The organism is Paraburkholderia kirstenboschensis (assembly GCF_032806925.1).
GTDB classification, from domain to species: Bacteria; Pseudomonadota; Gammaproteobacteria; order Burkholderiales; family Burkholderiaceae; genus Paraburkholderia; species Paraburkholderia kirstenboschensis.
The window spans coordinates 2,189,503-2,214,085 of sequence record NZ_CP136512.1 but is presented as its reverse complement, the minus strand read 5'-3'; the positions used below and the strand labels follow the sequence as shown (position 1 = coordinate 2,214,085).

Here is a 24,583-nt window from a genome sequence, read left to right as displayed (position 1 = left end):
TTGCTCAGTGATAACGGCGCGCCATCGCCTCGAGCGGCAATGGCTTGATGCGCGGCGCCTGCCCTGCGCAGCCGAACGCCTCGAAACGCTCGACGCAGACAGCGCGCGCGGCCGCCGTTGCGGCCTTCAACGCGGCGCGCGGGTCGAACTCGGCACGCGCATTCGCCAGCGACTTGCGCATTGCGCCGCTCATTGCGAGCCGGACGTCGGTGTCGATATTCACCTTGCGGACACCGTGCGCAATGCCGCGCCGGATTTGCTCGACCGGCACACCGTAAGTGGTGGGAATCTCGCCGCCGTATTCGCGGATTATCGCGAGCCATTCCTGCGGCACCGACGACGAACCGTGCATCACGAGATGCGTGTTCGGAATCCGCTCGTGAATCTCCACGATCCGGTCGATGGCGAGAATATCGCCGGTCGGCTGGCGGCTGAATTTATAGGCGCCATGCGACGTGCCGATCGCAATCGCCAATGCGTCGACGCCAGTGGATTCCACGAAGATCTGCGCCTCGCGCGGATCAGTCAGCAGATCGTCGCGCGTGAGCTGTCCCTGCGCGCCGACGCCGTCTTCCTCGCCGGCCATGCCGGTTTCCAGCGACCCGAGACAACCGAGTTCCCCTTCGACGGAAACACCCACCGCATGCGCTGCGTCCACCACGCGGCGGCTCACGTCGACGTTGTAGTCATATGTTGCGGGCGTTTTCTGATCGGGCAGCAACGAGCCGTCCATCATCACCGATGTAAAGCCCGAACGGATTGCCTGCTGACACACCGCCGGACTCGCGCCGTGGTCCTGATGCAGCACGAGCGGAATGTCCGGATGCGCTTCGAGCGCGGCTAGCACGAGATGGCGCAGATACGGCTCGCCCGCATACTTTCGCGCGCCCGCCGACGCCTGCAATATCACCGGGCTCGCGGTTTCTTCCGCGGCCTGCATGATCGCGTGAATCTGCTCCATGTTGTTGACGTTGAACGCGGGCACGCCGTAACCGTGCTCGGCCGCGTGATCCAATAGTTGACGCAGTGCTATGAAGGCCATTGCAAACTCCTCGAAGACGAATCGGATTCTGTTCACTTAGCGTGCAGCACGACGCGACGGGCTTCGTCCACCACAGCCTGTGCGGTCAACTGGAAATGGTCGAACAGATCGGCGGCCGGCGCGGATTCGCCAAAGGTGTCGATACCTACCACGCCCCCTTCCAGACCCACGTACTGACGCCAGAACGCGCGCACGCCCGCTTCCACTGCGACGCGCGGCACGCCGGGCGGCAACACTGCATCTCGCCATGTGTCGGGCTGCCGGTCGAACACGCTCGTCGACGGCATCGACACGACGCGCGCAGCGATACCAAGGGCGGCGAGCGGCGCGAGCGCATCGAGTGCGAGCGAAACTTCGGATCCCGTAGCGATCAGTATTACCCGCTGTATTGCCCGAGATTCCATGTGTGGATGCGTGAACTCCGACGCATCGCGCCAGTCCCGCAGCACATAACCGCCCCGCTCGATTGCGTCGATCTGCTCGCCGTCCCGCGCGACAAACGGCAGGTTCTGGCGGCTCAGCAGCAGGCACGACGGCCCCTCGCGCTCAATCGCGCTGGCCCACGCGCGCGCGGTTTCCACCGTGTCGCACGGACGCCAGACGTCGAGTCCGGGAATCAGCCGCAAGCTCGCTGCGTGTTCAATCGACTGATGAGTCGGCCCGTCTTCTCCAAGGCCGATCGAGTCGTGCGTGAACACGAAGATCGAGCGGGTCTTCATCAGCGCGGCCATGCGCAGCGCGTTGCGCGAGTAGTCGGAAAATGTGAGGAATGTGCCGCCAAACGCGATATGCCCGCGATGCAGCGCGATACCGTTGATCACCGCGCTCATGCCGAACTCGCGCACGCCGTAGTGCAGATAGTTGCCGTCTTGCAGGCCGGCTTCGTCGGCGTGAATATCCACGGCGGCTTGCCAGTTGGTGAGATTCGAGCCGGTCAGATCGGCCGAGCCGCCCAGCAATTCCGGCAACGCGCGGGCGAGCACGGCGATGCTCTGCTGCGACGCCTTGCGCGTCGCGATGGATTGAGCGGCGCTGTCCGCGTCGCGCAGCATCGCGCGAACCGTATCGCACCAATGCGCGGGGAGCGCGCCTCGCGTTCTGCGCTCGAATTCGGCAGCCTCGTGCGGATAGTGCTCGCGATATGCTTCGAAGCGGCGCTTCCAGTCCGCCTCCGCGGCCTCGCCGCGCCCGCTCGCATCCCACTGCGCGCGGATCTCTTGCGCAACCGCAAAGGGCGGATGCGGCCAGCCGAGTGCGCGCCGCGTTTTCGCGACCTCCTCGGCGCCGAGCGGTGCGCCGTGCACGTCGTGCGTACCCGCTTTCGATGGGGACCCTTTGCCGATCACCGTGCGACAGCAGATCAATGTGGGCTTGCCAACCGCGCGCGCGTTCTGCAGCGCGAGGTCGACAGCGTCGACGTCGTGGCCGTCCACGTCGCGCACCACGTGCCAGCCGTATGCGGCGAAACGCGCGGGCGTATCGTCGTTGAACCACTGCGCGACATGGCCGTCGATGGAGATGCCGTTATCGTCATAGAGCACCGTGAGCTTGCCGAGCTTCAGCGTGCCCGCGAGCGACGCCGCTTCGTGCGAGATACCTTCCATCAGGCAGCCGTCGCCGGCAAACACATACGTGCGATGATCGACGATCGCATGACCCGGCCGGTTGAATTCGCGCGCGAGCAGCGCCTCGGCGAGCGCCATGCCGACCGCGTTGGCGAGACCCTGTCCGAGCGGGCCAGTCGTCGTCTCGACCCCCGGCGTCACGCCGACCTCCGGGTGCCCCGGCGTCCTGCTATGCAATTGACGGAAGCGCTTGAGCTCGTCAATAGGAAGATCGTAGCCCGTGAGATGCAGCAGCCCGTACAACAGCATCGAGCCATGTCCGTTCGACAGCACGAAGCGGTCGCGATCGGCCCACGCCGGATTGCGCGGATTGTGTTTCAGATGCCGGTCCCACAGCGCGACGGCGATCTCGGCCATGCCGAGCGGCATGCCGGGGTGGCCTGACTTCGCCGCTTCGACGGCGTCGATCGCGAGCATGCGCAGCGCGTTGGCCATCACGCGGGTTTCAGGAAATGCAATGGATTCTGCGACGGCACTCATCGAATGTCTCCTTCAAAACCTGCACTGGATGTCTCGCTTCAAAGCCGGAGCGTTGAAGGCTCAGGCCCTTGAGCGCCGGTCGATCAATTGCAGAATCATCGGCGTGAAGATGAGCTGCATGGCGAGCCCCATCTTGCCGCCCGGCACGACGATCACGTTGGGGCGCGACATGAAGGAGTCATGCAGCATCGTCAACAGGTACTGGAAGTCGATGCCTTTGGGCCGCGCGAAGCGGATCACGACAAAGCTCTCGTCGGGCTGAGGAATTTCGCGCGCGATAAACGGGTTCGATGTATCCACGGTCGGCACCCGCTGAAAATTCACATGCGTGCGGGAAAACTGCGGACAGATGTAGTTCACGTAGTCGGGCATACGCCGCAGGATCGTATCGACCACCGCCTCGTGCGAGTAACCGCGCATGGTCTGATCGCGATGCAGCTTCTGAATCCATTCCAGGTTGATGATCGGCACGACGCCGATGAGCAGATCCGCGTGCCGCGCGATGTCGATACGATCGGTCACTGCCGCGCCGTGCAGGCCCTCGTAGAACATCAGGTTCGTGCCGGGCTGCACGTCTTCCCACGGTGTGAACGTCCCGGCATCCTGCTTGTAGAGCCGCACTTCAGTTTCGTCGTGCACGTAGTGGCGAAACTTGCCGGTGCCGTTCTCGCCATAGCTCGCGAACAGCGCCTCCAGTTCTTCGAGTAAATTCGCTTCTGGTCCGAAATGGCTGAAGTTCGGTACGCCGTCGCGCTCGTGCTGCTTCATCGCTTCGCGCATGCCGTTGCGGTCGTAACGATGAAAGGCGTCACCTTCCACGATCTGCGCGTTGATCTTCTCGCGCCGGAAAATATGGGTGAAGCTCTTCATCACGGTCGTGGTGCCGGCGCCGCTCGAACCGGTCACCGCGATGATCGGGTGTTTGACTGACATGCGCTTGTCTCCGGATAGTAGTGTCGTGTTCGGCCGCTTTTCGCGAGCTTGGGCTTCTTGCCCTCAGGCTGTGAAACCCGGCAGAAAAAGCGAGCGCCGGCCAAAGAGCGGCGACGTGAACGGTCGATCCTCGCCACGGTCGTATTCGCCGTGATAGCGGCCAATGCGCTCAACTTCGTTGCGCGAGCCGAGAATCACCGGCACGCGTCCATGCAACGCATGCGGCACCACGTCCAGAATGCGCTCGCGGCCCGTGATGGAAAGGCCGCCGGCCTGTTCGACCAGAAAGCTCATCGGGTTGGCTTCATACAGAAGCCGCAGGCGCCCTTCCATGACCGGCGTTTTCGAGTCGCGCGGATACATGAACACGCCGCCGCGCATCAGGATGCGATGCACCTCCGCGACCATCGAGGCAATCCAGCGCATGTTGAAGTCCTCGGTACGGCAGCCCGTGCGGCCGTCCTTGCATTCCTGCACGTAGCGGCGCACGGGCGGCTCCCAGAAGCGTTCGTTCGACGCGTTGATCGCGAACTCGGCGGTGTTCTCCGGAATACGAATGTTCGAATGCGTGAGCACGAAATTGCCGATCTCGCGCTCGAGCGTGAAGCCATGCGTGCCGCTACCCACCGAGAGTACGAGCATCGTCGAAGGACCATAAATCGCGTAGCCCGCCGCAACCTGCTCGCGACCCGGTCTGAGAAACGCGGATTCGCCGACCGGTCGATCCGTGTCAGCGGAACGGTCATCCACATTGCGCAGCACCGAAAAGATCGAACCGACCACGCCGTTGATGTCGATGTTCGACGAGCCGTCGAGCGGATCGAACGCGAGCAGATAGTCGCCGCGCGGGTAACCTTGCGGAATCGTGTAGACGCTCTCCATTTCCTCGGAGGCCATCGCGGCCAGCAGCCCGTCCCACTCGCACTGCTGCACGAAGATTTCGTTGGTGGCGACATCGAGCTTCTTCTGCTCCTCACCATGCGTGTTGATGCTTTGCGCCGACCCGTAATTGCCGCCGAGCGCGCCCTTGGTGAGCATCGCCGAGATCGACTTGATGGCCGCGGCTACGTCGATCAGCAGCGCGGATAGCCCCGCGTTCTGCGCCGTTCCCGCCGCGCAAGGCTGGCGGTCGAGCGTGTCGATGAGAAACTTCGAAAGGGTCGTGCGTCCGTCTTGCATGGCGATCTCCTGAGGTTGTTCTGTTCAGCCTGGCGGCGCCGTCACGGCGCGCGGCGCAGCGGCGCCCGGCGCAGCGGCGCCCGACGCATCTGCGCCCGACGCAAGAAAGGACGTGGACGGCTCGGCGTTTTGCGCGAGCGGCTCGGCGAATACGCGGCTTGCGCGAATGTCTTCGGTGGTGATGAGTGTCAACGCGGCCGCGTCGATCGGCGCGCCGCCCTGCATCGCCGCGGCGAATAGACGATTCGCCTGGCGCAGCCGCGAGCGGTCGAGCGCGTTGCGCACCGAGCGCGCATTGGCGAAATTCGGCTGGCGGGTGCGTCGCGCGAGGTAATCCGCGAAAGCGCGCCGTGATTCGGCGTCGAAGCGGTAATTCAACGTCGCGAGCATGCGCTCGGCAATGTCGAACAGTTCCGCGTCGCCGTAATCGGGAAACGTGATGTGATGCGCGATGCGCGAGCGAAAACCCGGATTGCTTTCGAAGAACACTTCCATCCGCGACGCGTAACCGGCGAGGATCACCACCAGATCGTCACGCTGGTTTTCCATTGTCTGCAGCAGGATTTCTATGGCTTCCTGCCCGTAGTCCCGTTCGTTTTCCGGGCGATACAGGTAATACGCTTCGTCGATGAACAGCACGCCGCCCATTGCGCGCTTGAGCACATCGCGCGTTTTAGGCGCGGTATGGCCAATGTACTGGCCGACCAGATCGTCGCGCGTGACGGAGACGAGATGATTGCGGCGAATGTAGCCAAGCCGATGCAGCACCTCGGCCATGCGTAATGCCACCGTCGTCTTGCCGGTGCCGGGGTTGCCGGAGAAACACATATGCAGCGTCGGCGCGCCGCTCGCGAGACCGAGCGATTCGCGCGCCCGCTCGACGAGCAGATGCGCGGCGATCTCGCGAATGCGCGTTTTTACCGGCGCGAGGCCGACGAGATCGCGGTCGAGTTCCGCCAGCACGTCGCCGATGCCGGAATCGCGATAAAGCGCGGCGAGGTCGATATGCGGCGGCAGCGCGCGGCTCGCGTGCTTTGCCGCGCTGTCGTTCCGTGGGCCGTCCCCGGCTGCGGACGACGGTGCGTCGGCGTCAATAGCGGCAGCTTCGGTCATGCTTTCTCCCTCCGTTGATCACGCTTTCGTCGCGCTTGCGCGGGACCTCATTACGCTCTCGTCGCCACTATCAGCGCGTCGAACCGTAGCGCTCGCCCGATGGCTTCTCGCTCGCGTAGCCCGACAATCCATATCGCTGCACGCGTCCGGGTCCATCACCACGCGTAAGCCGGAAGCCGGGCTCGTCATCCGGCCGGTTGACGATGAACGACAGCCGCATCGTCTCGAATCCGCGCACCGAGTCGAACGCGTTGACCTTGATGTAGTGCTGCGGCCGTGCGGCGCGGCACGCCTTAACTTCCTGCAGCACGCCGGCCGCATCGTGCAGGTCGAACATCGGCAGACCCCACATTTCCCAGTACGTGTTGCGCGGATGCGGGTCGTCGGTGAATTCGACGGAGCAGGCCCAGCCCTGGCCGAGCGCGTAGACGATCTGCAAACCGATCTCTTCGTCCGTGAGTTCCGGCAAGAAGGAAAACGTGCCTTGTGTAATGCGCATGACGTACCTCGTGATTGATTGACTGCAACGTTCAAACGGCGCACACGGTCTCCCGCGCAGTGCGTCGGCACTGCTGCGAACCTGCACCGGGAATCTTTCGATGCGCCGCTTATGCCGCGGTCGGCGTGGCGGCGAAATCCGGCGAATCGGTCGACGCGTAGTTGAAGCTCACGTCGCGCCAGGTATCGAGCGCCTGCTTCAGCGGCCCGCACCAGCGCGCCGCGGCTTCCAGAATGTCCGGTCCTTCGTGACGAATGTCGCGTCCTTCGTTGCGCGCCTTCACCATCGCCTCGAGCGCGACGCGATTGGCCACGGCGCCCGCCTGAATGCCACCCGGATGGCCGATGGTGCCGCCGCCGAACTGCAGGATCGCGTCGTCGCCGAACAGGTCGAGCAGTTGATGCATCTGTCCCGCGTGAATGCCGCCCGAGGCCACCGGCATTACCTTGCGCAGGCCCGCCCACGGCTGCTCGAAGAAAATGCCGCGCGACAGGTCGACTTCGTTGCGCGCCTCGCGGCACACGTTGTAAAAGCCCTGCACGGTCAGCGGATCGCCTTCGAGCTTGCCCACCGCCGTGCCCGCATGCGCGTGATCGACACCCGCCATGCGCAGCCACTTCGCGATCACGCGAAACGAGATGCCGTGATTGCGCTGACGCGTGTACGTGCTGTGCCCCGCGCGATGCAGGTGCAGAATCATGTCGTTCCTGCGAGCCCAGCGCGCCATCGACTGAATCGCGGTCCAACCGATCACGAGGTCGATCATCACGATGCATGAACCCAATTCCTTCGCAAATTCGGCGCGCTCATACATCTCCTCCATCGTGCCCGCCGTCACGTTCAGGTAATGGCCTTTGACCTCGCCGGTCTGCGCTTGCGCGCGATTCACCGCCTCCATGGAAAACAGAAAACGGTCGCGCCAGTGCATGAAAGCCTGCGAGTTGATGTTCTCGTCGTCCTTCAGAAAATCGAGGCCGCCGCGCAATCCTTCGTACACGACGCGGCCGTAGTTCTTGCCGGATAAACCCAGCTTGGGCTTGACGGTGGCGCCCAGCAACGGGCGGCCATACTTGTCGAGCCGCTCGCGTTCGACGACGATTCCGGTCGGCGGTCCCTGGAAGGTCTTCAGATAAGCAACAGGTATGCGCATGTCTTCGAGGCGCAGCGCTTTCAGCGGTTTGAAGCCGAATACGTTGCCGATGATCGACGCCGTCAGGTTCGCGATCGAGCCTTCTTCGAAGAGATCGAGTTCATAGGCGATGTAGGCGAAGTACTGCGGCTCGGCCGCGTTCGACGCGGGCACCGGATCAACGCGGTACGCTTTTGCGCGGTACATGTCGCACGCGGTCAGCCGGTCGGTCCACACCACGGTCCATGTTGCTGTCGACGATTCGCCGGCCACGGCCGCCGCAGCTTCTTCCGGCTCGACGCCCGGTTGCGGCGTGATGCGAAAGAGCGCGATCACGTCCGTGTCTTTCGGCGTGTAATCCGGCTGCCAGTAGCCCATCTCGCGATACTTCATCACGCCGGCGGCATAGCGTTCGCGCGCATTGCCCGCATCGCGCGGCTTGTGGAGGGACTCGATCACCGGTTGAGTGAAATCGTTCATGACGTATCCTCGATTGTGGACAGGCGCGCTGCCGGAAGAACGAAGCGCTTGTGTGCACTGTAGGCAAGGACGTCATTGTTGAGAATTCACGATTTTATTTGGCAGACTTAATCGATCCGTTATCGATCGCATATCGCGGAGCGCGCTTTCGGCAAGTGCGAAGAAGGAAGCTGTCGTTCATTCGTGCGCAAATTGCTTCAATGAAATCGCGGCGTAAGCATGAGGCCGAGTATGGCTCCTGCACGCGAACCGAAAGTATCGAGCTGCATGCGCGCCGTAAGTGACACGCGTATCAGGGTCTTTCGTGCGCAGTGGAACACTTTGCTGCATTATCGGAACAGTGCGCCGCGCAAGAAGCTCATGCGGCGTCCATGCCGCGCGGGCCTGCCTGCCGCCGTTATTCGGCGAACGCTGTATTGCGGCGCGGCATAGGCTGCTCCAGTCTTCGTTGCCCGGTCCGGCACGGAGCTTGCGTAGTCGATTACGCCAATGCAGCCCGGCAATGTGCCGGGCCGACGGCACAACGCTGTATCAACCAATGGAGGAAGCACCGTATGCAATGGACGACTCCGAGCTACACCGATATGCGTTTTGGTTTCGAAATCACGATGTATATCGCTACGCGTTAAAGCCCGCATGGGCCGCGTAATGCGGCCCCTCTGCGGATCGATTGTTAATAGCTAGCTGAACGGGCGGCCTAGAGCGCTGCCAGGACACGCGTTCCCATCCATGATTCACGAAACGATCGTCACTACGGCAGCGTGCGATGGCCGTCCTCATGTCGCGCCGATGGGAGCCCGTTACGAGGGCGAGTTCGTCATTCTCTCGCCGTTCCGTCCGTCCGTGACGCTCGACAATATCGTCGCCTCACGCGCGGCGGTCCTCAATTTCACTACCGATGTCCGCGTTTTCGCCGGCTGCGTCACGCATTGCGCGACCGATTGGCCGACGCTCGCGGCCAGCCATGTGGCGAGCGTGCGGCTCGCCGAGTCGCTCGCGCATGCCGAGCTCGAACTCGATGAGTTGCGCGACGACAATGAGCGCCCGGTACTGCGCATGAGATGCGTGCACCGGGAAACGCATGCGCCGTTCGCCGGTTTCAACCGTGCGCAGGCCGCAGTGGTGGAAGGCGCAATTCTCGTGAGCCGGCTCTTCATGCTGCCGGCCGACAAAGTGGATCGCGAGATGGCCTATCTGCAGATCGCCATCGACAAAACAGCGGGCGACGCCGAGCGCACTGCGTGGGGCTGGCTCACCGCCGCGATCGCGCGGCACCGCGAACGTCTTGCATCGCCGGGTGGCCAGGCCGCCTGACCTGTATCAGTTGCGTACTACTCGCGTTTTTCCTGCTTTTTTCGGAGAACACCGATGACCGCATTGCTTGCGAGCGTCCGCTCGCACGACGAAGCATTGGATGCCGCCCGCGCCGGCGCCGACCTGATCGACCTGAAGGAACCGAATGCGGGCGCGTTGGGCGGGCTCGCGATCGGCGACATCGCGCGGATCGTGCGCGAGCTTCGCGCCCGTTATCCCGTCAAGCCGATTAGCGCGACAATCGGCGATTTGCCCGCGGATGCGCTGGATGAAATCGCCGCACGCGTGATCGAAGTGAGCGACACGGGCGTCGATTATGTGAAAGTGGGCGTGACGCCTGGACCGGCCGCCCGCCGTTGCCTCGAACAACTGGCGAATCTGCCGGCTGCCGTGGTGCCGGTCTTGCTGTGCGATGGAGGCATGGACGGCGAGCTCGCCGCTTTCGCCGCGTCGCTCGGCTTTGTCGGCGTGATGTTCGACACTTCGGCCAAGGACGGCAGCACGCTGTTCGATCATGTGGACAGCGAGACGCTCGCGCGATGGCTGCGGCTCACGCGTGAACGAGGCGGAATGTGCGGCGTTGCCGGCTCACTCGGCTGGGCGCAGCTGGAGCAGATTCGTGCGCTCGCGCCTGATGTGGCGGGTTTGCGGACTGCGTTGTGCGTCGATGGCCGGCGCTCGCGGGTCGATCCGCAGCGCGTCGCGCAATGGGCGGACGCACTGCATCGCGGCTCAGGCGACGTTGGCGCTGCCGGTATGGCGGCGGACCTGGTTGCAGCCGGCGCGGTCCGCGTGTAGCGCGACGCATGCGGCGCAAAGCCGTGGGTCGCGGCGCTGCATGGGCTGCGTGGCTCAATGCGCTATCTCGGCTATCGGCTAGATCGGCAACCTCAGCCGCATCTGCCAGGCCGCGCAGTCAGATGACCGGCGTATTCAGCAACCGGTCGCGCATCAGTTCGACATTGTCCTTATTGAAGAGCTCGACGACGTAGTTCGCCTCGTTCACATATTCGACAAAGCTGCGGTCCACCACGCCCGCGGCTGCAAGCGTGTCGAGCCGTTCGTTTCCCGAGATCGGACATGACTTCACGACGATCAGCCGCTCGGCGTTGAGCATCGTCGAAAGCCAGGCGGCCAGGCTGTCGGAGGTCGTGTCCCAGTTGCTCATCGCGTCGGGCGTGTCGCGCATCAGCGCAGTCGGCACCCACACGGCGACGTGGCCGTCGCGCAGCGCGCGGCGAATCTTCGCCTCACTCGATGCGAGCACGAGTTCGGGCAAGACTCCTTGCATGAGGAGCGCGTATTGCGTCATCGCGAGCAGACACATGTTGTGAGCGGCGAGGTCGTCGAAGCTCCACTCACTTTGATACTGCCGCACCTTGTCCGCGAAATCGCCGCCGCCGGGAACGATGACGACGCGCCCGCCCCCCACTTCGCATAGCTCGATGAGCCATTGGCGCAGCGCCGGCTCGTGACTCAGGCTGCCCCCGATCTTGACCACCCACATGATCGTTGTCCTCGTTTGCGATTAACCTCGTTTGCTTGTCCGCTTGCCTGCTGGCCCGGCTGTCTGCTCGTTGCGCCCGCCTCCTTCGGATGTCTTGCGTGGTTCACGCGGCCCGTGTAGCCGCATCGACGCTTGGAACGCTGTCGCCGGCCTGCGCATAACGCGTCGCCGCGAGCAGCCCCACCGCCACGCTCGGCGCACAAGTCGCCGCCCAGTCGGACAGATCGGCCGCGCCTCCCGCCAGCGTGCCGAAATCCATGTAACCGCGCGCCTCTTCACGCGCGAGCGCCGCCACCAGAAAGCGTCCGCAGCCGGCGCCTACGAGCGGCGCGGTCGCAAGCTCGGGATGGGCCGCCGTCACGCGCGTCAGGTTGGCGCCGATCTCGCGCAGTTGCAGCTCGCGCCAGCGCTGCGCGAACGCGCGCCATTCGGCGGGGCTCGCTTCGTGCGCGTCGCGGCCGATCATCCGCGCGAGCCGCCTTCTGCTCGCGAGTTCGTTTTTCGGGCCGTTGTCGGCGCTCGGGTAAAGGTCGTATTGCGGCGCGAGTTCGCCCGTGAGCCGGTACACGTCCGCCGTGGTCGCGAACCATTCGTTCATCACGTTGACCGCCGCGCCGCCGAAGTCGATGCGCTGCGCGATGCCGCACAGCGGCGTGCGCACGACTCCCTGATAGACGAGCTCACCGGTCGCGAGCCGCCCGGCATCCGTCGATGCACGCGCAACGACCCGCCCGTTCGCAAGCGGAATGATGTCGGTCGTCGTGCTGCCGATGTCGATCAGCAGCGCATTGGCTACGCGCGTCGCTATCCAGCGAGCGGTTGCCAGCCAGTTCGCCGACGCGACGCTGCGCCAGCCGGCCGCGCAGGTCTGCGCCGTCAACCAGCCGGTCTCGCCCGCATAGAACGCGACGCGCGGCCCGAGCCGCTGCGCGAGCGCCGCGGCGATCGCCCGCACGCCTTGCGCGCGGTCCTCGAAAAGATCGACCATCTCGCCCGTCATCGTCACGGCGTGCCGCGCCGCGTAGGTTTTCGCGACCGGCCAGCGTTCGAACACGAGGTCGATGGTGCGCTCCAGATGTTCGAGCCCTTGCCACAACGGGCAGGCCCACTGCGCGACCTCGAGCACGACGCCGCTCGCATCGCTCATCGACACTTTGACGTGCGCGCCGCCGACGTCCCAGCCAAACACCGGCGCACCGCCCACGGAGTTCATGCGCGGCGCGTTCATGGCCGAACTCCGCAAAGAGACCGGGCGTCGTACGCGCGCGCCGCCGCGGCCGTAGATCGGCTCGCTGTCGCCGATCCGCCCGATCCGCCCGATGCGCCCGACCCGCGCGATGCACCTGACCGGCCTGTTTCACCTGTTCCGCCCGCTCGAACCCGCACGCCATGCGCCGCCAGCAACGCCGCCGCGAGATTGCCGCCAAGTGCGGCGGAAAGGCCTGCATAAGCCACGGTCAGGCGCGGATTCACTTCGATGACAACCGGCCCACGCGACGGATGCCACACCACGTCGACGCCCGCAAAGCCGCGCAGTCCCGGCATCGCCGTCGCGACGCGTTTCGCAAGCTCGCGCAGCGTCTCGCCCGGCTCGCTCGTCGTGTCGATCTGATTGACCGCCACGCCGTCGAATTCGACGATGCGCGCATGCTGCCCAGGCGCCTTGCCTTCGCTCAAGCCAATCTGCTGCCGGTTGATGCTCACCAGTTCGACGCGCTCGCCATCGCAGATCAGAGAAAGACTAAGCGGCTCGCCGTCGACCCACTCCTGCAACACCGGATTGCGCCCCTGCGCCGCGCGTGCGTCGAATTCGGCGCAAGCTTGCGCGAAATCGTCGAACAGGAATGTGTCGAGTCCGCCCGCGCCGTCGTCGGGTTTGACGACCCATTTGTTGCCCGTGTGGGTCACCGCCTGGCCGGGTTCAATGGCCGGCGTGGCCGCGATGCCGTGCGCCGCGAGACAGGCCGCCGTCGCGCTCTTGCTAGACGCGACGCGAATCGCCTCTTTCGCGCAGCCGAGCCAGCGCGCCGCACCGACTGCGTCGTACAGATGCAGCAGCAAGCCGTCGCATTCCGGCGCGACGACGCATGCGTAGTCATGCTCGCGGGCCGCGCGCGCGACGAAGGCCGTCATCGATTCGCCGGGCGCGGCCATACAATGAGCAAGCGCGGGATCGACGGTCTCGAAGCGCGAGCTCGCAAAGCTGACCTGCACGCCGTCGAGCTCGCGCAGGTCCGCGACTAGCGCGTCGCGCATCACGCGGCCTTCGACGATCAGCGCGCTCAGGTCGGCGAGGCTGCCCGCGCCGGCAAGCGCGGGGTCGATGCCGCCGCCGGTGAGATACTCGAAGACAAAGATCTTGGTCAAAGGATGCGCCCCTATGCAGGTGATACCGGTTCTCGATCTGCTCGACGGCCACGTCGTTCGCGCGGTGCGCGGCGAACGGACTGCCTATCTGCCGATACGCTCGTCGCTGGCAGCCACCAGCGAGCCGCTTGCCATCGCCCGTGCGCTGCTTGCCGCGAGCGGCGCGCGCACGCTCTATATCGCCGACCTCGGCGCCATCCTTCAACAGGGCGCTCACGTTCAAACGCTCGCCGCTTTGCGTGCCGCGCTGCCCGGCATCGACATCTGGCTCGACGCTGGCTACGTCGACTACGCATCGATGCTCGCGCTCTTCGATCGTATCGACGCAGGCAACCGGCCCGCGACCCACGATCTGGCGACGCTCGTGCCGGTGTTCGGCACCGAATCGCTGCAAGACCCGCAAGCCCTGCGCGCCGCCGAAACCGCCGGGTTCTCGCCGCTCCTCTCACTCGACCATCGCGCCGGTCAACTGCTCACAGCCACAACACCTTGCGAAATCTCGAAGCTCACGCCCGCCTGGTGGCCGCGCAGAGTCATCGTGATGACGCTCGATCAGGTTGGCAGCTACGACGGCCCTGATCTCGCCACCTTCGAGCAGATTCGCGCCAATGCTCCCGCCCATACGGACGTGATCGGCGCGGGCGGGATTCGCCATCGCGACGACATCGAGGCGGCGGCTCGCACCGGCGCAAGCGCGTGGCTCGTGGCGTCGGCGCTGCACGACGGCCGCGTCGGCATGCCGCTCGCCGCGTCGACGTAGGCGAGCAAAACAAGTTCCATGCCAATCGGCGAACGAGGTGTCGTGGTAAACAAACGGCAAGCTTTGCCGAGCTTTAGCGAGCCGCGCGTGACACTCTGCTCCAGAACGACACACAACCTGTGCGCTGCGTCAGACTTGCGCGACGCCGTCGCGATGCGTCGACGCAAGACGCGCGTCGCCCGGTCTCCGCGATCCTTCAAGCGAGACGTTGCATAGGCCGCGGGGGCGCTCCCTGCAGCCGCTCACGCTGCGCACCTCAACGCATCGGCATGGAGCTTGCTAAATGTCGCCCCATGCACCTCTCGCCCACTGACCCGTCGACGACCATGCCATCAGGCGCGGCCCACGTGCCCGCCGCGTCGATCACACGCGACTGGACCTGCCCGTTCTGTCCGCTGCTATGCGATGACCTCGCGATCGAATCGCGTGGCGACGCGACGCTCGTCGCACAGAACACCGACTGCCCTCGCCTTTTGCAAGCGCTCACGTGCTACGGCGCGGCGGATGCGCAATGCCGTGCGAGCGTCGACGGACACGACGTGGAACTCGACGCAGCGCTCACCCGTGCGGCGCAGATTCTGTCGTCGGCACGGCGTCCGCTGTTCGGCGCATTGACGACCGACGTGGCCGGCGCGCGCGCGCTGTACACGCTGGCTGCAAGCTGCGGCGCGATCCTCGATCATCAGCATGGCGATGCGATGAGCGCGGCCACGCTCGCCTTGCAGGACCGCGGCTCGTTTTTCACGACGCTTTCCGAAGTGCGCTCCCGCGCCGATCTGCTGGTATTTTTCGGCTGTCAGCCGTCGCGCCGCTATCCGCGCTTCTTCGCCCGCACAATTGAAGGAACCGAGACGGCGCGCGAACTGGTGTTCGTCGGCTGCGAGCCCGATCCGGCGGCAAGCCGCCTCGCGAACACGCGGATCGAGTCGATCCTGCCGGACGCCGATCCGTTCGATACGCTCGCGCTGTGGTCCACCATCAGCGATGCGCGCTCGCCAAACGCATTCCCTGAAGACATTGCAGACGCACAAGACTCGAAGCAGTCACTCGCCCTGTTGCAGGCGCTTCAGGCTCGCATTGCGGCGGCGCGCTACACCGTGTTCGTCTATGAGCCCGCTTCGTTGCCCGCCCCGCATGCGGCACTGCTGATCGAAGCGCTCAACCGGATCGTCAAGGCGTCGAATCTGACCTCGCGCGCAGGCGGCCTCGCGCTCGGCGGCGATGACGGCGCGCTGAGCGTCAACCAGACTGTCACCTGGCTCTCCGGGCTGCCGCTTCGCACGCGCGTGTCGACGCCGGCACGCACCGCGGGCACCGCGCCGCTCGATCACGACCCGTATCGCTATCGCACCGAAAAACTGCTCGCCGATGGCGAAATCGACGCGCTGCTGTGGGTCGCGAGTTTCGCGCCGCCCGCGTGGCCGCAAGCACTGCCTCAAAACCTGCCGACGATCGTGCTCGGCCACCCCGCTCTCGCGCAGACCGCGGCGGCGCGTGGCGAGGGCACCGTGTTCATTCCTGTAGCCACGCCTGGCGTCGATAGCGGCGGGCATCTGTTCCGGGTGGACAGCTCGGTGGTGATGCCGCTCGCCGCCGCGCGCGGCGCGGCGCTTGCCACGGTCGCGACCGTCGCGGCGCAGCTTGCCGCGCGTATGCCCACACCTTTCTCCGCACCTTTCTCCGCGTCTTTCTCGACACCATCGTCCGCGCCTTCCTTCGGGCAGCCCGCCGCACAGGTGCGGCCATGACGCTCATCCGGCTCAAGGGAGGCACGGTTTTCGATCCGGCCAACGGCGTCGACGGCGAGCGCCGCGACCTGGCCATTCGCGACGGCCGCATCGTCGATGTCCCTGCCAACGTTCCAGCCGACAGCGAATACGACGCCACCGGCATGATCGTGATGGCGGGCGGCATCGACATGCATTCGCATATTGGCGGCGGCAAGACCAATCTGTCGCGCCTTCTGCTGCCCGAGGATCATCGCGACGACCCTGCGCGCGATGCAGCCTATGAGTCCGTGCAGGACGCAAACGGCCGCTATCTGAGGCTGCCTTCGTGCGGCGTCTGCGCGCCTGGCACGCTGGCAACCGGCTACCGCTACGCGGAAATGGGCTACACCGCAGCGTTCGAGCCGGCAATGATGCCGTCCAACGCGCGGCACACGCACCTGGAGATGGGCGACACGCCGATCATCGATCACGGCGCCTACGTGATGCTCGGCAACGACGAACTCTTCCTGCAAATGCTCGCCGCGCGCGACGACTTCGAGCGCCTGCGCGACTATGTCGGCTGGACGATCCATGCGAGCAAGGCGCTCGGCGTGAAGGTCGTGAATCCGGGTGGCATTTCCGCCTTCAAGTTCAACCAGCGCGCGTTGAATGTCGACGAGCCGCACGTGCATTACGGCATCACGCCGCGCGACGTGCTGCACACGTTGACGCGCGCGCTGACGGAGTTGCGCGTGCCGCATCCGCTGCATGTTCATGCGAGCAATCTCGGTGTGCCAGGCAACATCGATTCGACCATCGCGACGATGGATGCCGCCGACGGTCTCCCCGTGCACCTCACGCATATTCAGTTTCACAGCTATGGAGTGGAAGGACCGCTGAAATTCTCGTCGGGCGCGCGCCGGATCGCGGAAGCCGTGAACGCGCGGCCGAACGTGTCGATCGACGTCGGCCAGATCATCTTCGGCCAGACCGTGACGGCCTCCGGCGACACGATGATGCAGTTCCGCAACGCGCCGTTCGCCCGGCCGCATAAGTGGGTGGTGGGCGATATCGAATGCGATGCGGGCTGCGGCGTGGTGCCGTTCCGCTATCGCGAGCAGAGCTATGTGAATGCGTTGCAGTGGATTATCGGGCTGGAGATTTTTCTTCTCGTGGACGACCCGTGGCGCGTCGCCATGACCACCGATCATCCCAACGGCGGCCCGTTCACGAGCTATCCGCATCTGATTCGTCTTTTGATGGACAAATCGTTTCGCGACGAGCAGTTGGCGAAGCTCCATGCCGACGCGCAAGTGGCGAGTGCCTTACCGCAATTGACACGCGAGTTCTCGCTGTACGAGATCGCGATCATCACACGTGCGGGACCGGCGCGCCTGCTCGGCTTGCGCGACCGCGGCCACCTGGGCGTGGGCGCGGCGGCAGACATCGCCGTGTATCGCGACGATCCGGATCGCGAGCGGATGTTCACGTCGCCCGCTTACGTGTTCAAGGACGGCGAGCTGGTCGCGCGCGACGGCACGCTCGTCGCGACGCCGACGGGCGGCATTCACTTCGTGTCGCCCGAATTCGACCGCGGCATCGAGAAGCGGATACGCGCCTACAGCGAAAAAAATCTCGCGAGCAACTTCGCGCATGCCGCGATCAGCGACGACGAAATCTGCAACTGCTGCCGCGGCGGCAAGCTGCTGCCCGTCGAATGCTTTGCGCACGGTTGACATGGCTGACCCGAACGGCGACCCGCACACGATGAGCGACACGGCGACCCTGCAGATCAACGGCACCACGATCGACGCCACCTTCGCGGAAGCATTTCCGATGAAGGCGACGCGGCTCGTCATCACCGCGCATACGCCGGTATGGGCGATGAACGCGGCGCGCTCGCTGACGGGTTTTGCGACATCGGTAATCGGTTGCGGCTGCGAGGCCGGCATCGAACGCACACTGGAAGGCGACGAAACACCAGATGGACGGCCGGGAGCCGCCGTGCTGCTGTTCGCGGTGTCGTCGAAGGAGTTGGCAAAGCAGATCGAACGGCGCGTCGGGCAATGCGTGCTCACGTGCCCGACCACCGCCGTGTATCGCGGCATCGACCCGCAAACGAGCCGCGCGCCGCTTTCCGATCTCGCACCGCTCGGCAAAAACCTGCGCTTTTTCGGCGACGGCTGGCAGATCTCGAAGATGCTGGGCGACACGCGCTACTGGCGAGTGCCGGTGATGGACGGCGAATTCGTCTGTGAGGAAACCGCGCCCACCGTGAAGGCCGTGGGCGGCGGCAATCTGATTCTTCTCGCACGCGATATCGACGCGGCGCTAGCCGCTGCCGAAGCGGCCGTCGCCGCGATGCGCATGCTGCCGAACGTGATCATGCCGTTTCCGGGCGGCGTCGTGCGTTCGGGTTCGAAGGTCGGCTCGAAATACAAAGGCGCCACCGCGTCCACGAACGACGCGTTCTGTCCGACGCTCGCGGGCCTGTCGGCGCGCAGCGAACTGAGCGCGGAAGTGGGCTGCGTGCTGGAAATCGTGATCGACGGGCTCACCGAAGCGGACGTCGGCGCGGCGATGACGGCGGGCATCGTCGCAGCCGCCGGACTGGGACGCGCGGCGGGCCTGCTGCGGATTTCGGCGGGCAATTACGGCGGCAAGCTCGGTCCCTACCACTTCCATCTTCACCAACTTGCGGCCGGTCTCGGCGGGAGCGGCGCATGAGTGTCGTGACCACGTTGCGCGTCAAGACGGCGCCGGGTTTTCGCGTCGACGCCTCTGCGTTGCTGCCGGCGTCGCTCGCGACGCTCTCCATCGCGGACGTCGAGCGCATCGTGCTGCCCGCGGGCAACGACAGCTGCGCGGTCGGCGATGTATTCGACGTCTTGCGCAGCGGCGATGCGGCGGCGCCGGAAGAAGCGGATCAGGGCGGCGCCGACGCGGCACTCGTGATCGAAGACGCCGTACCGTGGCTCGACCGCATCGGTGCGCGAATGACGCAAGGCCACCTGATCGTGGGCGGTTCGGTGGGCGATCAATGCGGCTTGCAGATGGCCGGCGGCGCGTTGCGGATCGACGGCGACGCGGGCCACTTCACCGCCTGCGAAATGCGCGGCGGACGGCTGACGGTGGCGGGCAATTGCGGCGATTTCGCGGCGGGCGCGCTCGCCGGCGACATGGAAGGCATGACGGGTGGCACGCTGACGATTCACGGTAACGCGGGCGCGCGGCTCGCCGACCGGATGCGCCGCGGGCTCGTGCTGGTCGGCGGCAATGCGGGCGACTTCGCGGCGTCGCGGCTCGTGGCGGGCACCATCGGCATCGCCGGTCAACTGGGCGCACATTATGCGTATGGGATGAGGCGCGGAACCCTGCTGCTCGCACAGCGTCCCACCAGTGTGCCGCCTACCTTCACCGAAGGCGGCCGAGGTTTCGACGTTTTCTGGGCGCTGCTCGTGCGCAGTCTCGCGGGCGAAATCGCGCCGTTCTCACAGTGGCGCGCGGCCGGGTTGCCGCGCCGCTACGCAGGCGACGTCGCCGTCGACGGACGGGGCGAAATACTCGTGGTGGGCTAACCGAAGGAGACTGACATGACGACCGCGCATTCTTCTTCCGCGCCCTCTCGCGCCAGCCCAACGCCGCGCTATGCCGGCTCGATGATCGCGCTGCATTGGCTGATCGCCTTCGGCATCATCGGCCTGCTCGCACTCGGGCTGTATATGGTCGGACTGCCGAAGGGCCTGCCCGTCAAGGCGACGCTCCTGAACCTTCACAAGTCCATCGGACTCACGGTTTTCCTGCTGGTGCTTCTACGCATCGTGGCGCGTGTGGCCTTTCACCGGCCGCCCCTGCCGCCGATGCGACCGTGGCAACGCGCCGCCGCGCGCACTACGCAGGGCCTTTTATACGTGGCAATGGTGGCAATGCCCGTGTCGGGCTATCTGGGCTCGTCGTTCAACCGCTATGGAACGCGCTTCTGGGGTATCCCGCTGCCCAAGTGGGGCTGGGACGACGCGGGGCTGCGCGAACTGTTCTTCGGCATTCACGAAGCGACCGCCTATGTGCTGATCGCGCTGATCGCGTTGCATGTGGCGGGTGCGCTCAAGCATCAATGGATCGACCGGGACAATCTGCTCGCGAGGATGTTGCCATGAGGCGCGCCCGCTCAGCCACGCAAATGCACACACGTATGCGCCCGCAGCACGGCTCGCCGCAAGCGCCGCCGACTGTGCACGCGCTGCGCACGCGCGACGCTCAGCGCGTGTCGTTCACGGTTGCCGGAGCCGCCGACGGCGTGCCGGTCGTCGTATTGCACGGTGGTCCCGGCAGCGGTAGCCAGCCCGACGCAGCGCGGCTCTTCGACTTGACGCGCTTCAGAGTCGTGCTGATCGATCAGCGCGGCACCGGACGCTCGACGCCGCGCGGCGGCGTGCGCCAAAACCGCACCGACCGGCTGATCGAAGACATTGAAGCGGTGCGCGCACGGCTCGGCATAGAACGGTGGGGCGTGCTGGGCGGCTCGTGGGGCGCCGCTCTCGCGCTTGCGTATGGGGGGCGGCATCCGCAATCGGTGACGGGCGTGGTGCTGCGCGGCCTCTTTCTCACTTCGGCGCGCGAGGTTCGCGGCCTGTTCGTCACGTCGCGCAAGCGCGCTCCGCATGCATGGGCGAAGCTGTGTGCCGCCGCGCGTTGCACGCTGCCTGCCGGATTGCTCGCGCGCTGCGCCGCGCGCTTGCAACACGGCGGCGCGAGTGACGCGCAGCAGCGGGCGCTCGCGCTCGCGTGGCGCGGCTATGAAAACGCGGTGCTTGCCAGTGCTGGCGCGCGACGCAAGCTCGTGCCAGCCAGAAGTTCACACAAGGAGAGCCGCAAGCTGGTCGACAAATACCGCATTCAGGCTCATTACCTGACGCATCGCTGCTGGCTTGGAGAGACGCGGCTGCTGTCGCTCGCGCGCCTCGCCGCCGGGTCCGGTGTGCCGCTTGCCGCCGTGCACGGCTCGCGCGATCCGGTGTGTCCGCCGGTCAATCTGCGGCGGCTCACGCGGGCCGTGCCCGCCGCACACGTCGAATGCGTGCGTGCGGGGCACCTGGCAAGCGATCCCGCATTGCGCGAACGCGTGGCCCATGCGCTCGCGGCAATGTTCCTTCCATCTACTCACGAGGGGCGCACGTTGCGCCGCGCGGCATGAAAATCAAGGTACTGGGCTCATCGGCGGGTGGCGGCTTTCCGCAGTGGAACTGCAACTGCCGCAATTGCGACGGCGTGCGGCGCGGCACGCTGAAGGCAACGCGCCGCACTCAATCGTCGATTGCGATCAGCGCGAACGGCGAGGACTGGCTGCTCGTCAATGCGTCGCCCGATCTGCTCGCGCAAATTGCCGCAAACCCCGAACTTCAACCGGCTCGACGCGCGCGCGACAGCGGCATTGCCGCGGTGCTCGTCATCGACGCGCAGATCGATCACGTCACCGGCCTGTTGATGCTGCGCGAGCGCGACACGCCGCTGCCGCTCTACGCGACCGATGCCGTCTGGCAAGACCTGACGAGCGGCTTTCCGATCGCGCCGATGCTCTCGCACTACTGCGGCGTCGAACATTGCCGCATCGCTTTGGACGGCGCGCCGCTCGCCGTCGACGCGCTACCCGGCCTGGAGATCCACGCGTTGCCGCTCTCCAGCAAGGCGCCGCCCTACTCGCCGCATCGCAACGCGCCGGAGCGCGGCGACAACATCGGGCTCGTCATCACCAACCGGCAAACAGGCAAGCGCGTGTTCTACGCACCGGGCCTCGGCGCGATCGAAACACACGTGCTCGATGCGATGCGCGACGCGAATCTGCTGCTCGTCGACGGCACGCTGTGGACCGCCGATGAAATGATCCGCCTCGGCCTCTCGAAGAAAACCGCGGCGGATATGGGTCATCTGCAGCAATCCGGCCCCGGTGGCATGATCGAAGTACTGGGCTCGCTTGGCGAGCAGCAGGTCCGCAAGGTACTCATCCACATCAACAATACGAATCCGATTCTCGTCGAGGACGGCGCCGAGCGCCGCATCCTCACGGAGCACGGCATTGAAGTTGCGTACGACGGCATGACGTTCGAACTATGAAGCGCGAGCACGAAGCACTGACGGCGCACGAACCGGAGATCGCATGAACGCGAAAGACACCTTGAGCACAGCACCGCGCAACGCCGCCCAGAGCGGCGAAAAGCACGGCGGCGAAAAGCCCGGCGACGAAGCCTGGACGCGCGAGGAATTCGAAGCGCAGCTACGCGCGAAGGGCACGGCGTATCACATTCACCATCCGTTCAATGTGAAGATGAATAGCGGCGGCTGCTCGCGCGAACAGATCCGCGGCTGGGTCGCGAACCGCTTCTATTACCAGATCAATATTCCGCTGAAAGACGCGGCGGTACTGTCCAACTGTCCGGATCGCGAGACGCGCCGCCGCTGGGTGCTGCGCATTCTCGATCACGACGGCTACGGCGGCGAGGAAGGCGGCATAGAAACATGGGCGCGTCTTGGCGACGCGGTCGGCCTGTCGCGCGACGAACTGTGGTCGCTCAAGCATGTGACGCCAGGTGTGCGCTTTGCCGTCGACGCGTACGTGAATTTCGCGCGCCGTGCGCCATGGCAGGAATCGGTGTGTTCGTCGCTGACGGAAATGTTCGCGCCGCAGGTGCATCGCGACCGGCTCGCAAGCTGGCCCGAGCACTATCCGTGGATCGAAGCTTCCGGCCTCGCGTATTTCCGCTCACGCATCACGCTCGCGCAGCGCGACGTGGAGCACGGTCTCGAAGTCACGCTCGATCATTTCACGCGTCGCGAACAGCAGGAACGTGCGATCGAGATTCTGCAATTCAAGCTCGACATTCTGTGGACCATGCTGGACTCGATCGAAAAGGCTTTTCCGCAATGAACGACATGTCCAACGCGGAACGTCCCGCGCTCAACAAGCTGTTTCGCCTGCAATGGGAACCGGCGCAAGACGCTCACGTGCTGCTCTATCCGGAAGGGATGGTGAAGCTCAACCAGAGCGCGGCGGAGATTCTCAAACGGTGCGACGGCACGCGCGACATGAATGCGCTGATTGCCGATCTGGAGCAGGCGTTCAACGCCACCGGACTCGGTCCCGAAGTGCGCGCATTCGTCGCCGAAGCGCATTCACGTGGATGGCTGGAGTAGCGCGATGACCGACCTTTCGCAACCCGTTGCCGACGCACGGTCTCAAGCCGTGCCGGACGGCGTCGCGCCGCCGCTGTGGCTGCTCGCGGAGTTGACCTACCGCTGTCCGCTGCATTGCGCGTTCTGCTACAACCCGGTCGACTACACCGATCACAGTCGCGAACTCAGCACCGGGCAATGGCTCGGCGTGCTGCGCGACGCGCGCGCGCTCGGCGCCGCGCAACTCGGGTTTTCGGGCGGCGAACCGCTGGTGCGCGACGATCTCGAAGTGCTCGTCGAAGAAGCACGGCGGCTCGGGTTCTACACGAATCTGATCACGTCCGGCGTCGGTTTGACTGACAAGCGCCTCGGCGATCTGAAGGCAGCCGGCCTCGATCACATCCAGTTGTCGTTTCAGGATTCGACACAGGAACTCAACGACTTTCTGAGCAGCACGCGCACGTTCGATCTCAAACAGCGGGTTGCCGCGTCGATCAAGCGGCACGGCTTTCCGATGGTGCTGAACTGCGTGCTGCATCGCTACAACCTTCCGCACGTCGACAAGATCATCGACATGGCGCTCGCGATGGGCGCCGAGTATCTGGAGCTCGCGAATACGCAGTACTACGGCTGGGCGCATCACAATCAGGCTCAACTGATGCCGACGCGCGAGCAGCTCGAAGAAGCGGAAGCCGTGGTGGAACGTTATCGACGCACGCATGGCGACCGGTGCAAAATCTTCTTCGTCGTGCCTGACTACTTCGAACGACGCCCAAAGCGCTGCATGAACGGCTGGGGCGCGGTGTTCCTCGGCGTCGCGCCCGACGGCGCAGCGCTGCCGTGTCACGCCGCGCGTGGTCTGCCCGGACTCGTGCTGCCGAACGTCAAAGAGACGCCGCTGCGCGAGATCTGGTACCACAGCGACGCGTTCAACCGCTTTCGCGGTCTGCAGTGGATGAAGGAGCCGTGCCGCAGCTGCGAGGAGAAGGAGCGCGATCTCGGCGGCTGCCGCTGCCAGGCGTATCTGCTCACCGGCGACGCAGCCAATGCCGACCCGGTTTGCGACAAGTCGCCGTCGCATGAAAAAGTGGTGAACGTGACGCGCCTGGCGGCAACGGCAAGCGCGCCGCGCGAGCAACCGATCCTGTTTCGTAACGACGCGAACTCGCGCAAGCTTCTGGCGGCGCAAGCGACGGATAAGCCGCAAGACGGCGGCGATTGCAAGTAAGTTGCAGGAGACGGTGCTGCAGGGAACCGGAGTTACGCGCTGAAGTGCGAA

24 protein-coding genes are annotated in these 24,583 nt (G+C 65.2%); 14 read left to right on the top strand and 10 right to left on the bottom strand.

Annotated features, from left to right (window positions below):
• Nucleotides 1-4: 4 nt before the first annotated feature.
• From fba to RW095_RS18725, 7 genes are all read right to left on the bottom strand, one after another.
• Nucleotides 5-1,042: a class II fructose-bisphosphate aldolase gene (fba, locus tag RW095_RS18755; protein ID WP_317017542.1), complete on the bottom strand. Its 1,038-nt coding sequence runs from the start codon at nucleotides 1,040-1,042 to the stop codon at nucleotides 5-7.
• 32 nt (nucleotides 1,043-1,074) lie between these two features.
• Entirely contained in the window at nucleotides 1,075-3,147 is a 2,073-nt protein-coding gene (gene tkt / locus RW095_RS18750) for a transketolase (RefSeq protein WP_317017541.1), read from the bottom strand.
• Nucleotides 3,148-3,207: 60 nt separating this feature from the next.
• On the bottom strand, nucleotides 3,208-4,080 hold the full coding sequence (locus tag RW095_RS18745; protein ID WP_020066339.1) for a phosphoribulokinase: 873 nt from the start codon (nucleotides 4,078-4,080) through the stop codon (nucleotides 3,208-3,210).
• A gap of 63 nt (nucleotides 4,081-4,143) precedes the next feature.
• Nucleotides 4,144-5,259 carry a class 1 fructose-bisphosphatase gene (locus tag RW095_RS18740; protein WP_317017539.1) on the bottom strand — a complete coding sequence of 372 codons (1,116 nt, stop codon included), beginning with the start codon at nucleotides 5,257-5,259 and terminating at the stop codon, nucleotides 4,144-4,146.
• 24 nt (nucleotides 5,260-5,283) lie between these two features.
• Complete coding sequence (gene cbbX / locus RW095_RS18735) at nucleotides 5,284-6,372, bottom strand: CbbX protein (RefSeq protein WP_317017537.1); 1,089 nt, start codon at nucleotides 6,370-6,372, stop codon at nucleotides 5,284-5,286.
• A gap of 70 nt (nucleotides 6,373-6,442) precedes the next feature.
• Nucleotides 6,443-6,871, bottom strand: coding sequence for a ribulose bisphosphate carboxylase small subunit (locus RW095_RS18730; RefSeq protein ID WP_317017536.1), 429 nt, complete (start codon nucleotides 6,869-6,871; stop codon nucleotides 6,443-6,445).
• 109 nt (nucleotides 6,872-6,980) lie between these two features.
• Nucleotides 6,981-8,480 (bottom strand): ribulose-bisphosphate carboxylase large subunit, encoded by a 1,500-nt coding sequence (locus tag RW095_RS18725; protein WP_317017534.1) that lies wholly within the window; start codon nucleotides 8,478-8,480, stop codon nucleotides 6,981-6,983.
• Nucleotides 8,481-9,034: 554 nt separating this feature from the next.
• Here RW095_RS18725 and pqqA point away from each other — a divergent pair.
• From pqqA to RW095_RS18710, 3 genes are all read left to right on the top strand, one after another.
• Complete coding sequence (pqqA, locus tag RW095_RS18720; RefSeq protein ID WP_013342881.1) at nucleotides 9,035-9,109, top strand: pyrroloquinoline quinone precursor peptide PqqA; 75 nt, start codon at nucleotides 9,035-9,037, stop codon at nucleotides 9,107-9,109.
• Nucleotides 9,110-9,209: 100 nt separating this feature from the next.
• Nucleotides 9,210-9,794, top strand: coding sequence for a DUF447 domain-containing protein (locus tag RW095_RS18715; protein ID WP_317017533.1), 585 nt, complete (start codon nucleotides 9,210-9,212; stop codon nucleotides 9,792-9,794).
• A gap of 54 nt (nucleotides 9,795-9,848) precedes the next feature.
• Complete coding sequence (locus RW095_RS18710) at nucleotides 9,849-10,592, top strand: (5-formylfuran-3-yl)methyl phosphate synthase (protein ID WP_317017531.1); 744 nt, start codon at nucleotides 9,849-9,851, stop codon at nucleotides 10,590-10,592.
• 118 nt (nucleotides 10,593-10,710) lie between these two features.
• Here the strand turns inward: RW095_RS18710 and RW095_RS18705 are convergent, their stop codons facing one another.
• The 3 genes from RW095_RS18705 to RW095_RS18695 form a co-directional block, all read right to left on the bottom strand.
• Entirely contained in the window at nucleotides 10,711-11,301 is a 591-nt protein-coding gene (locus tag RW095_RS18705) for an amino acid kinase family protein (protein WP_317017530.1), read from the bottom strand.
• Nucleotides 11,302-11,404: 103 nt separating this feature from the next.
• Nucleotides 11,405-12,529, bottom strand: a complete 1,125-nt coding sequence (locus tag RW095_RS18700; protein WP_317017528.1) for a hydantoinase/oxoprolinase family protein — start codon at nucleotides 12,527-12,529, stop codon at nucleotides 11,405-11,407.
• Nucleotides 12,526-13,668, bottom strand: a complete 1,143-nt coding sequence (locus RW095_RS18695; protein ID WP_317017527.1) for an ATP-grasp domain-containing protein — start codon at nucleotides 13,666-13,668, stop codon at nucleotides 12,526-12,528. Before RW095_RS18695 ends, RW095_RS18700 begins: the two co-directional genes overlap by 4 nt.
• 13 nt (nucleotides 13,669-13,681) lie before the next feature.
• Between RW095_RS18695 and RW095_RS18690 the strand changes: the two genes are divergently transcribed.
• The 11 genes from RW095_RS18690 to pqqE all read left to right on the top strand — a co-directional run bounded on the left by RW095_RS18690 (nucleotide 13,682) and on the right by pqqE (nucleotide 24,532).
• Nucleotides 13,682-14,428, top strand: a complete 747-nt coding sequence (locus RW095_RS18690; protein ID WP_317017525.1) for a HisA/HisF-related TIM barrel protein — start codon at nucleotides 13,682-13,684, stop codon at nucleotides 14,426-14,428.
• A 293-nt stretch (nucleotides 14,429-14,721) separates the two neighbouring features.
• Nucleotides 14,722-16,176 (top strand): molybdopterin-binding domain-containing protein, encoded by a 1,455-nt coding sequence (locus RW095_RS18685; protein ID WP_317019890.1) that lies wholly within the window; start codon nucleotides 14,722-14,724, stop codon nucleotides 16,174-16,176.
• Nucleotides 16,173-17,873, top strand: coding sequence for a formylmethanofuran dehydrogenase subunit A (locus RW095_RS18680; RefSeq protein WP_317017524.1), 1,701 nt, complete (start codon nucleotides 16,173-16,175; stop codon nucleotides 17,871-17,873). Before RW095_RS18685 ends, RW095_RS18680 begins: the two co-directional genes overlap by 4 nt.
• A gap of 31 nt (nucleotides 17,874-17,904) precedes the next feature.
• A complete protein-coding gene (gene fhcD, locus RW095_RS18675; RefSeq protein ID WP_317019889.1) occupies nucleotides 17,905-18,864 on the top strand; it encodes a formylmethanofuran--tetrahydromethanopterin N-formyltransferase in 960 nt (319 codons plus the stop codon).
• Nucleotides 18,861-19,715 (top strand): formylmethanofuran dehydrogenase subunit C, encoded by an 855-nt coding sequence (locus tag RW095_RS18670; RefSeq protein WP_317017523.1) that lies wholly within the window; start codon nucleotides 18,861-18,863, stop codon nucleotides 19,713-19,715. Before fhcD ends, RW095_RS18670 begins: the two co-directional genes overlap by 4 nt.
• A gap of 15 nt (nucleotides 19,716-19,730) precedes the next feature.
• Nucleotides 19,731-20,294 carry a cytochrome b gene (locus RW095_RS18665; RefSeq protein ID WP_317017521.1) on the top strand — a complete coding sequence of 188 codons (564 nt, stop codon included), beginning with the start codon at nucleotides 19,731-19,733 and terminating at the stop codon, nucleotides 20,292-20,294.
• A gap of 23 nt (nucleotides 20,295-20,317) precedes the next feature.
• The gene (locus tag RW095_RS18660) at nucleotides 20,318-21,331 is read left to right on the top strand and encodes an alpha/beta fold hydrolase (protein WP_394365156.1); all 1,014 of its coding nucleotides are present in this window, start codon (nucleotides 20,318-20,320) and stop codon (nucleotides 21,329-21,331) included.
• Nucleotides 21,328-22,248 (top strand): pyrroloquinoline quinone biosynthesis protein PqqB, encoded by a 921-nt coding sequence (pqqB, locus tag RW095_RS18655; RefSeq protein WP_317017520.1) that lies wholly within the window; start codon nucleotides 21,328-21,330, stop codon nucleotides 22,246-22,248. Before RW095_RS18660 ends, pqqB begins: the two co-directional genes overlap by 4 nt.
• A gap of 43 nt (nucleotides 22,249-22,291) precedes the next feature.
• Entirely contained in the window at nucleotides 22,292-23,059 is a 768-nt protein-coding gene (pqqC, locus tag RW095_RS18650; protein ID WP_317017518.1) for a pyrroloquinoline-quinone synthase PqqC, read from the top strand.
• Nucleotides 23,056-23,325: a pyrroloquinoline quinone biosynthesis peptide chaperone PqqD gene (gene pqqD / locus RW095_RS18645; RefSeq protein WP_020066358.1), complete on the top strand. Its 270-nt coding sequence runs from the start codon at nucleotides 23,056-23,058 to the stop codon at nucleotides 23,323-23,325. The genes pqqC and pqqD overlap by 4 nt, the downstream gene beginning before the upstream one ends.
• Nucleotides 23,326-23,329: 4 nt before the next feature.
• A complete protein-coding gene (gene pqqE / locus RW095_RS18640) occupies nucleotides 23,330-24,532 on the top strand; it encodes a pyrroloquinoline quinone biosynthesis protein PqqE (RefSeq protein ID WP_317017516.1) in 1,203 nt (400 codons plus the stop codon).
• Nucleotides 24,533-24,583 lie beyond the last annotated feature (51 nt).

Coding starts and splice junctions, on each gene's coding strand:
- RW095_RS18715 (WP_317017533.1), top strand. CDS start 9,210: ATGATTCACGAAACGATCGTCACTACGGCAGCGTGCGATGGCCGTCCT.
- RW095_RS18690 (WP_317017525.1), top strand. CDS start 13,682: ATGCAGGTGATACCGGTTCTCGATCTGCTCGACGGCCACGTCGTTCGC.
- pqqC (WP_317017518.1), top strand. CDS start 22,292: ATGAACGCGAAAGACACCTTGAGCACAGCACCGCGCAACGCCGCCCAG.
- RW095_RS18680 (WP_317017524.1), top strand. CDS start 16,173: ATGACGCTCATCCGGCTCAAGGGAGGCACGGTTTTCGATCCGGCCAAC.
- RW095_RS18685 (WP_317019890.1), top strand. CDS start 14,722: ATGCACCTCTCGCCCACTGACCCGTCGACGACCATGCCATCAGGCGCG.
- RW095_RS18670 (WP_317017523.1), top strand. CDS start 18,861: ATGAGTGTCGTGACCACGTTGCGCGTCAAGACGGCGCCGGGTTTTCGC.
- fba (WP_317017542.1), bottom strand. CDS start 1,042: ATGGCCTTCATAGCACTGCGTCAACTATTGGATCACGCGGCCGAGCAC.
- RW095_RS18730 (WP_317017536.1), bottom strand. CDS start 6,871: ATGCGCATTACACAAGGCACGTTTTCCTTCTTGCCGGAACTCACGGAC.
- RW095_RS18725 (WP_317017534.1), bottom strand. CDS start 8,480: ATGAACGATTTCACTCAACCGGTGATCGAGTCCCTCCACAAGCCGCGC.
- pqqD (WP_020066358.1), top strand. CDS start 23,056: ATGAACGACATGTCCAACGCGGAACGTCCCGCGCTCAACAAGCTGTTT.
- pqqB (WP_317017520.1), top strand. CDS start 21,328: ATGAAAATCAAGGTACTGGGCTCATCGGCGGGTGGCGGCTTTCCGCAG.
- RW095_RS18660 (WP_394365156.1), top strand. CDS start 20,318: ATGCACACACGTATGCGCCCGCAGCACGGCTCGCCGCAAGCGCCGCCG.
- RW095_RS18740 (WP_317017539.1), bottom strand. CDS start 5,259: ATGCAAGACGGACGCACGACCCTTTCGAAGTTTCTCATCGACACGCTC.
- RW095_RS18700 (WP_317017528.1), bottom strand. CDS start 12,529: ATGAACGCGCCGCGCATGAACTCCGTGGGCGGTGCGCCGGTGTTTGGC.
- RW095_RS18745 (WP_020066339.1), bottom strand. CDS start 4,080: ATGTCAGTCAAACACCCGATCATCGCGGTGACCGGTTCGAGCGGCGCC.
- pqqE (WP_317017516.1), top strand. CDS start 23,330: ATGACCGACCTTTCGCAACCCGTTGCCGACGCACGGTCTCAAGCCGTG.
- RW095_RS18665 (WP_317017521.1), top strand. CDS start 19,731: ATGACGACCGCGCATTCTTCTTCCGCGCCCTCTCGCGCCAGCCCAACG.
- RW095_RS18705 (WP_317017530.1), bottom strand. CDS start 11,301: ATGTGGGTGGTCAAGATCGGGGGCAGCCTGAGTCACGAGCCGGCGCTG.
- fhcD (WP_317019889.1), top strand. CDS start 17,905: ATGAGCGACACGGCGACCCTGCAGATCAACGGCACCACGATCGACGCC.
- cbbX (WP_317017537.1), bottom strand. CDS start 6,372: ATGACCGAAGCTGCCGCTATTGACGCCGACGCACCGTCGTCCGCAGCC.
- RW095_RS18710 (WP_317017531.1), top strand. CDS start 9,849: ATGACCGCATTGCTTGCGAGCGTCCGCTCGCACGACGAAGCATTGGAT.
- tkt (WP_317017541.1), bottom strand. CDS start 3,147: ATGAGTGCCGTCGCAGAATCCATTGCATTTCCTGAAACCCGCGTGATG.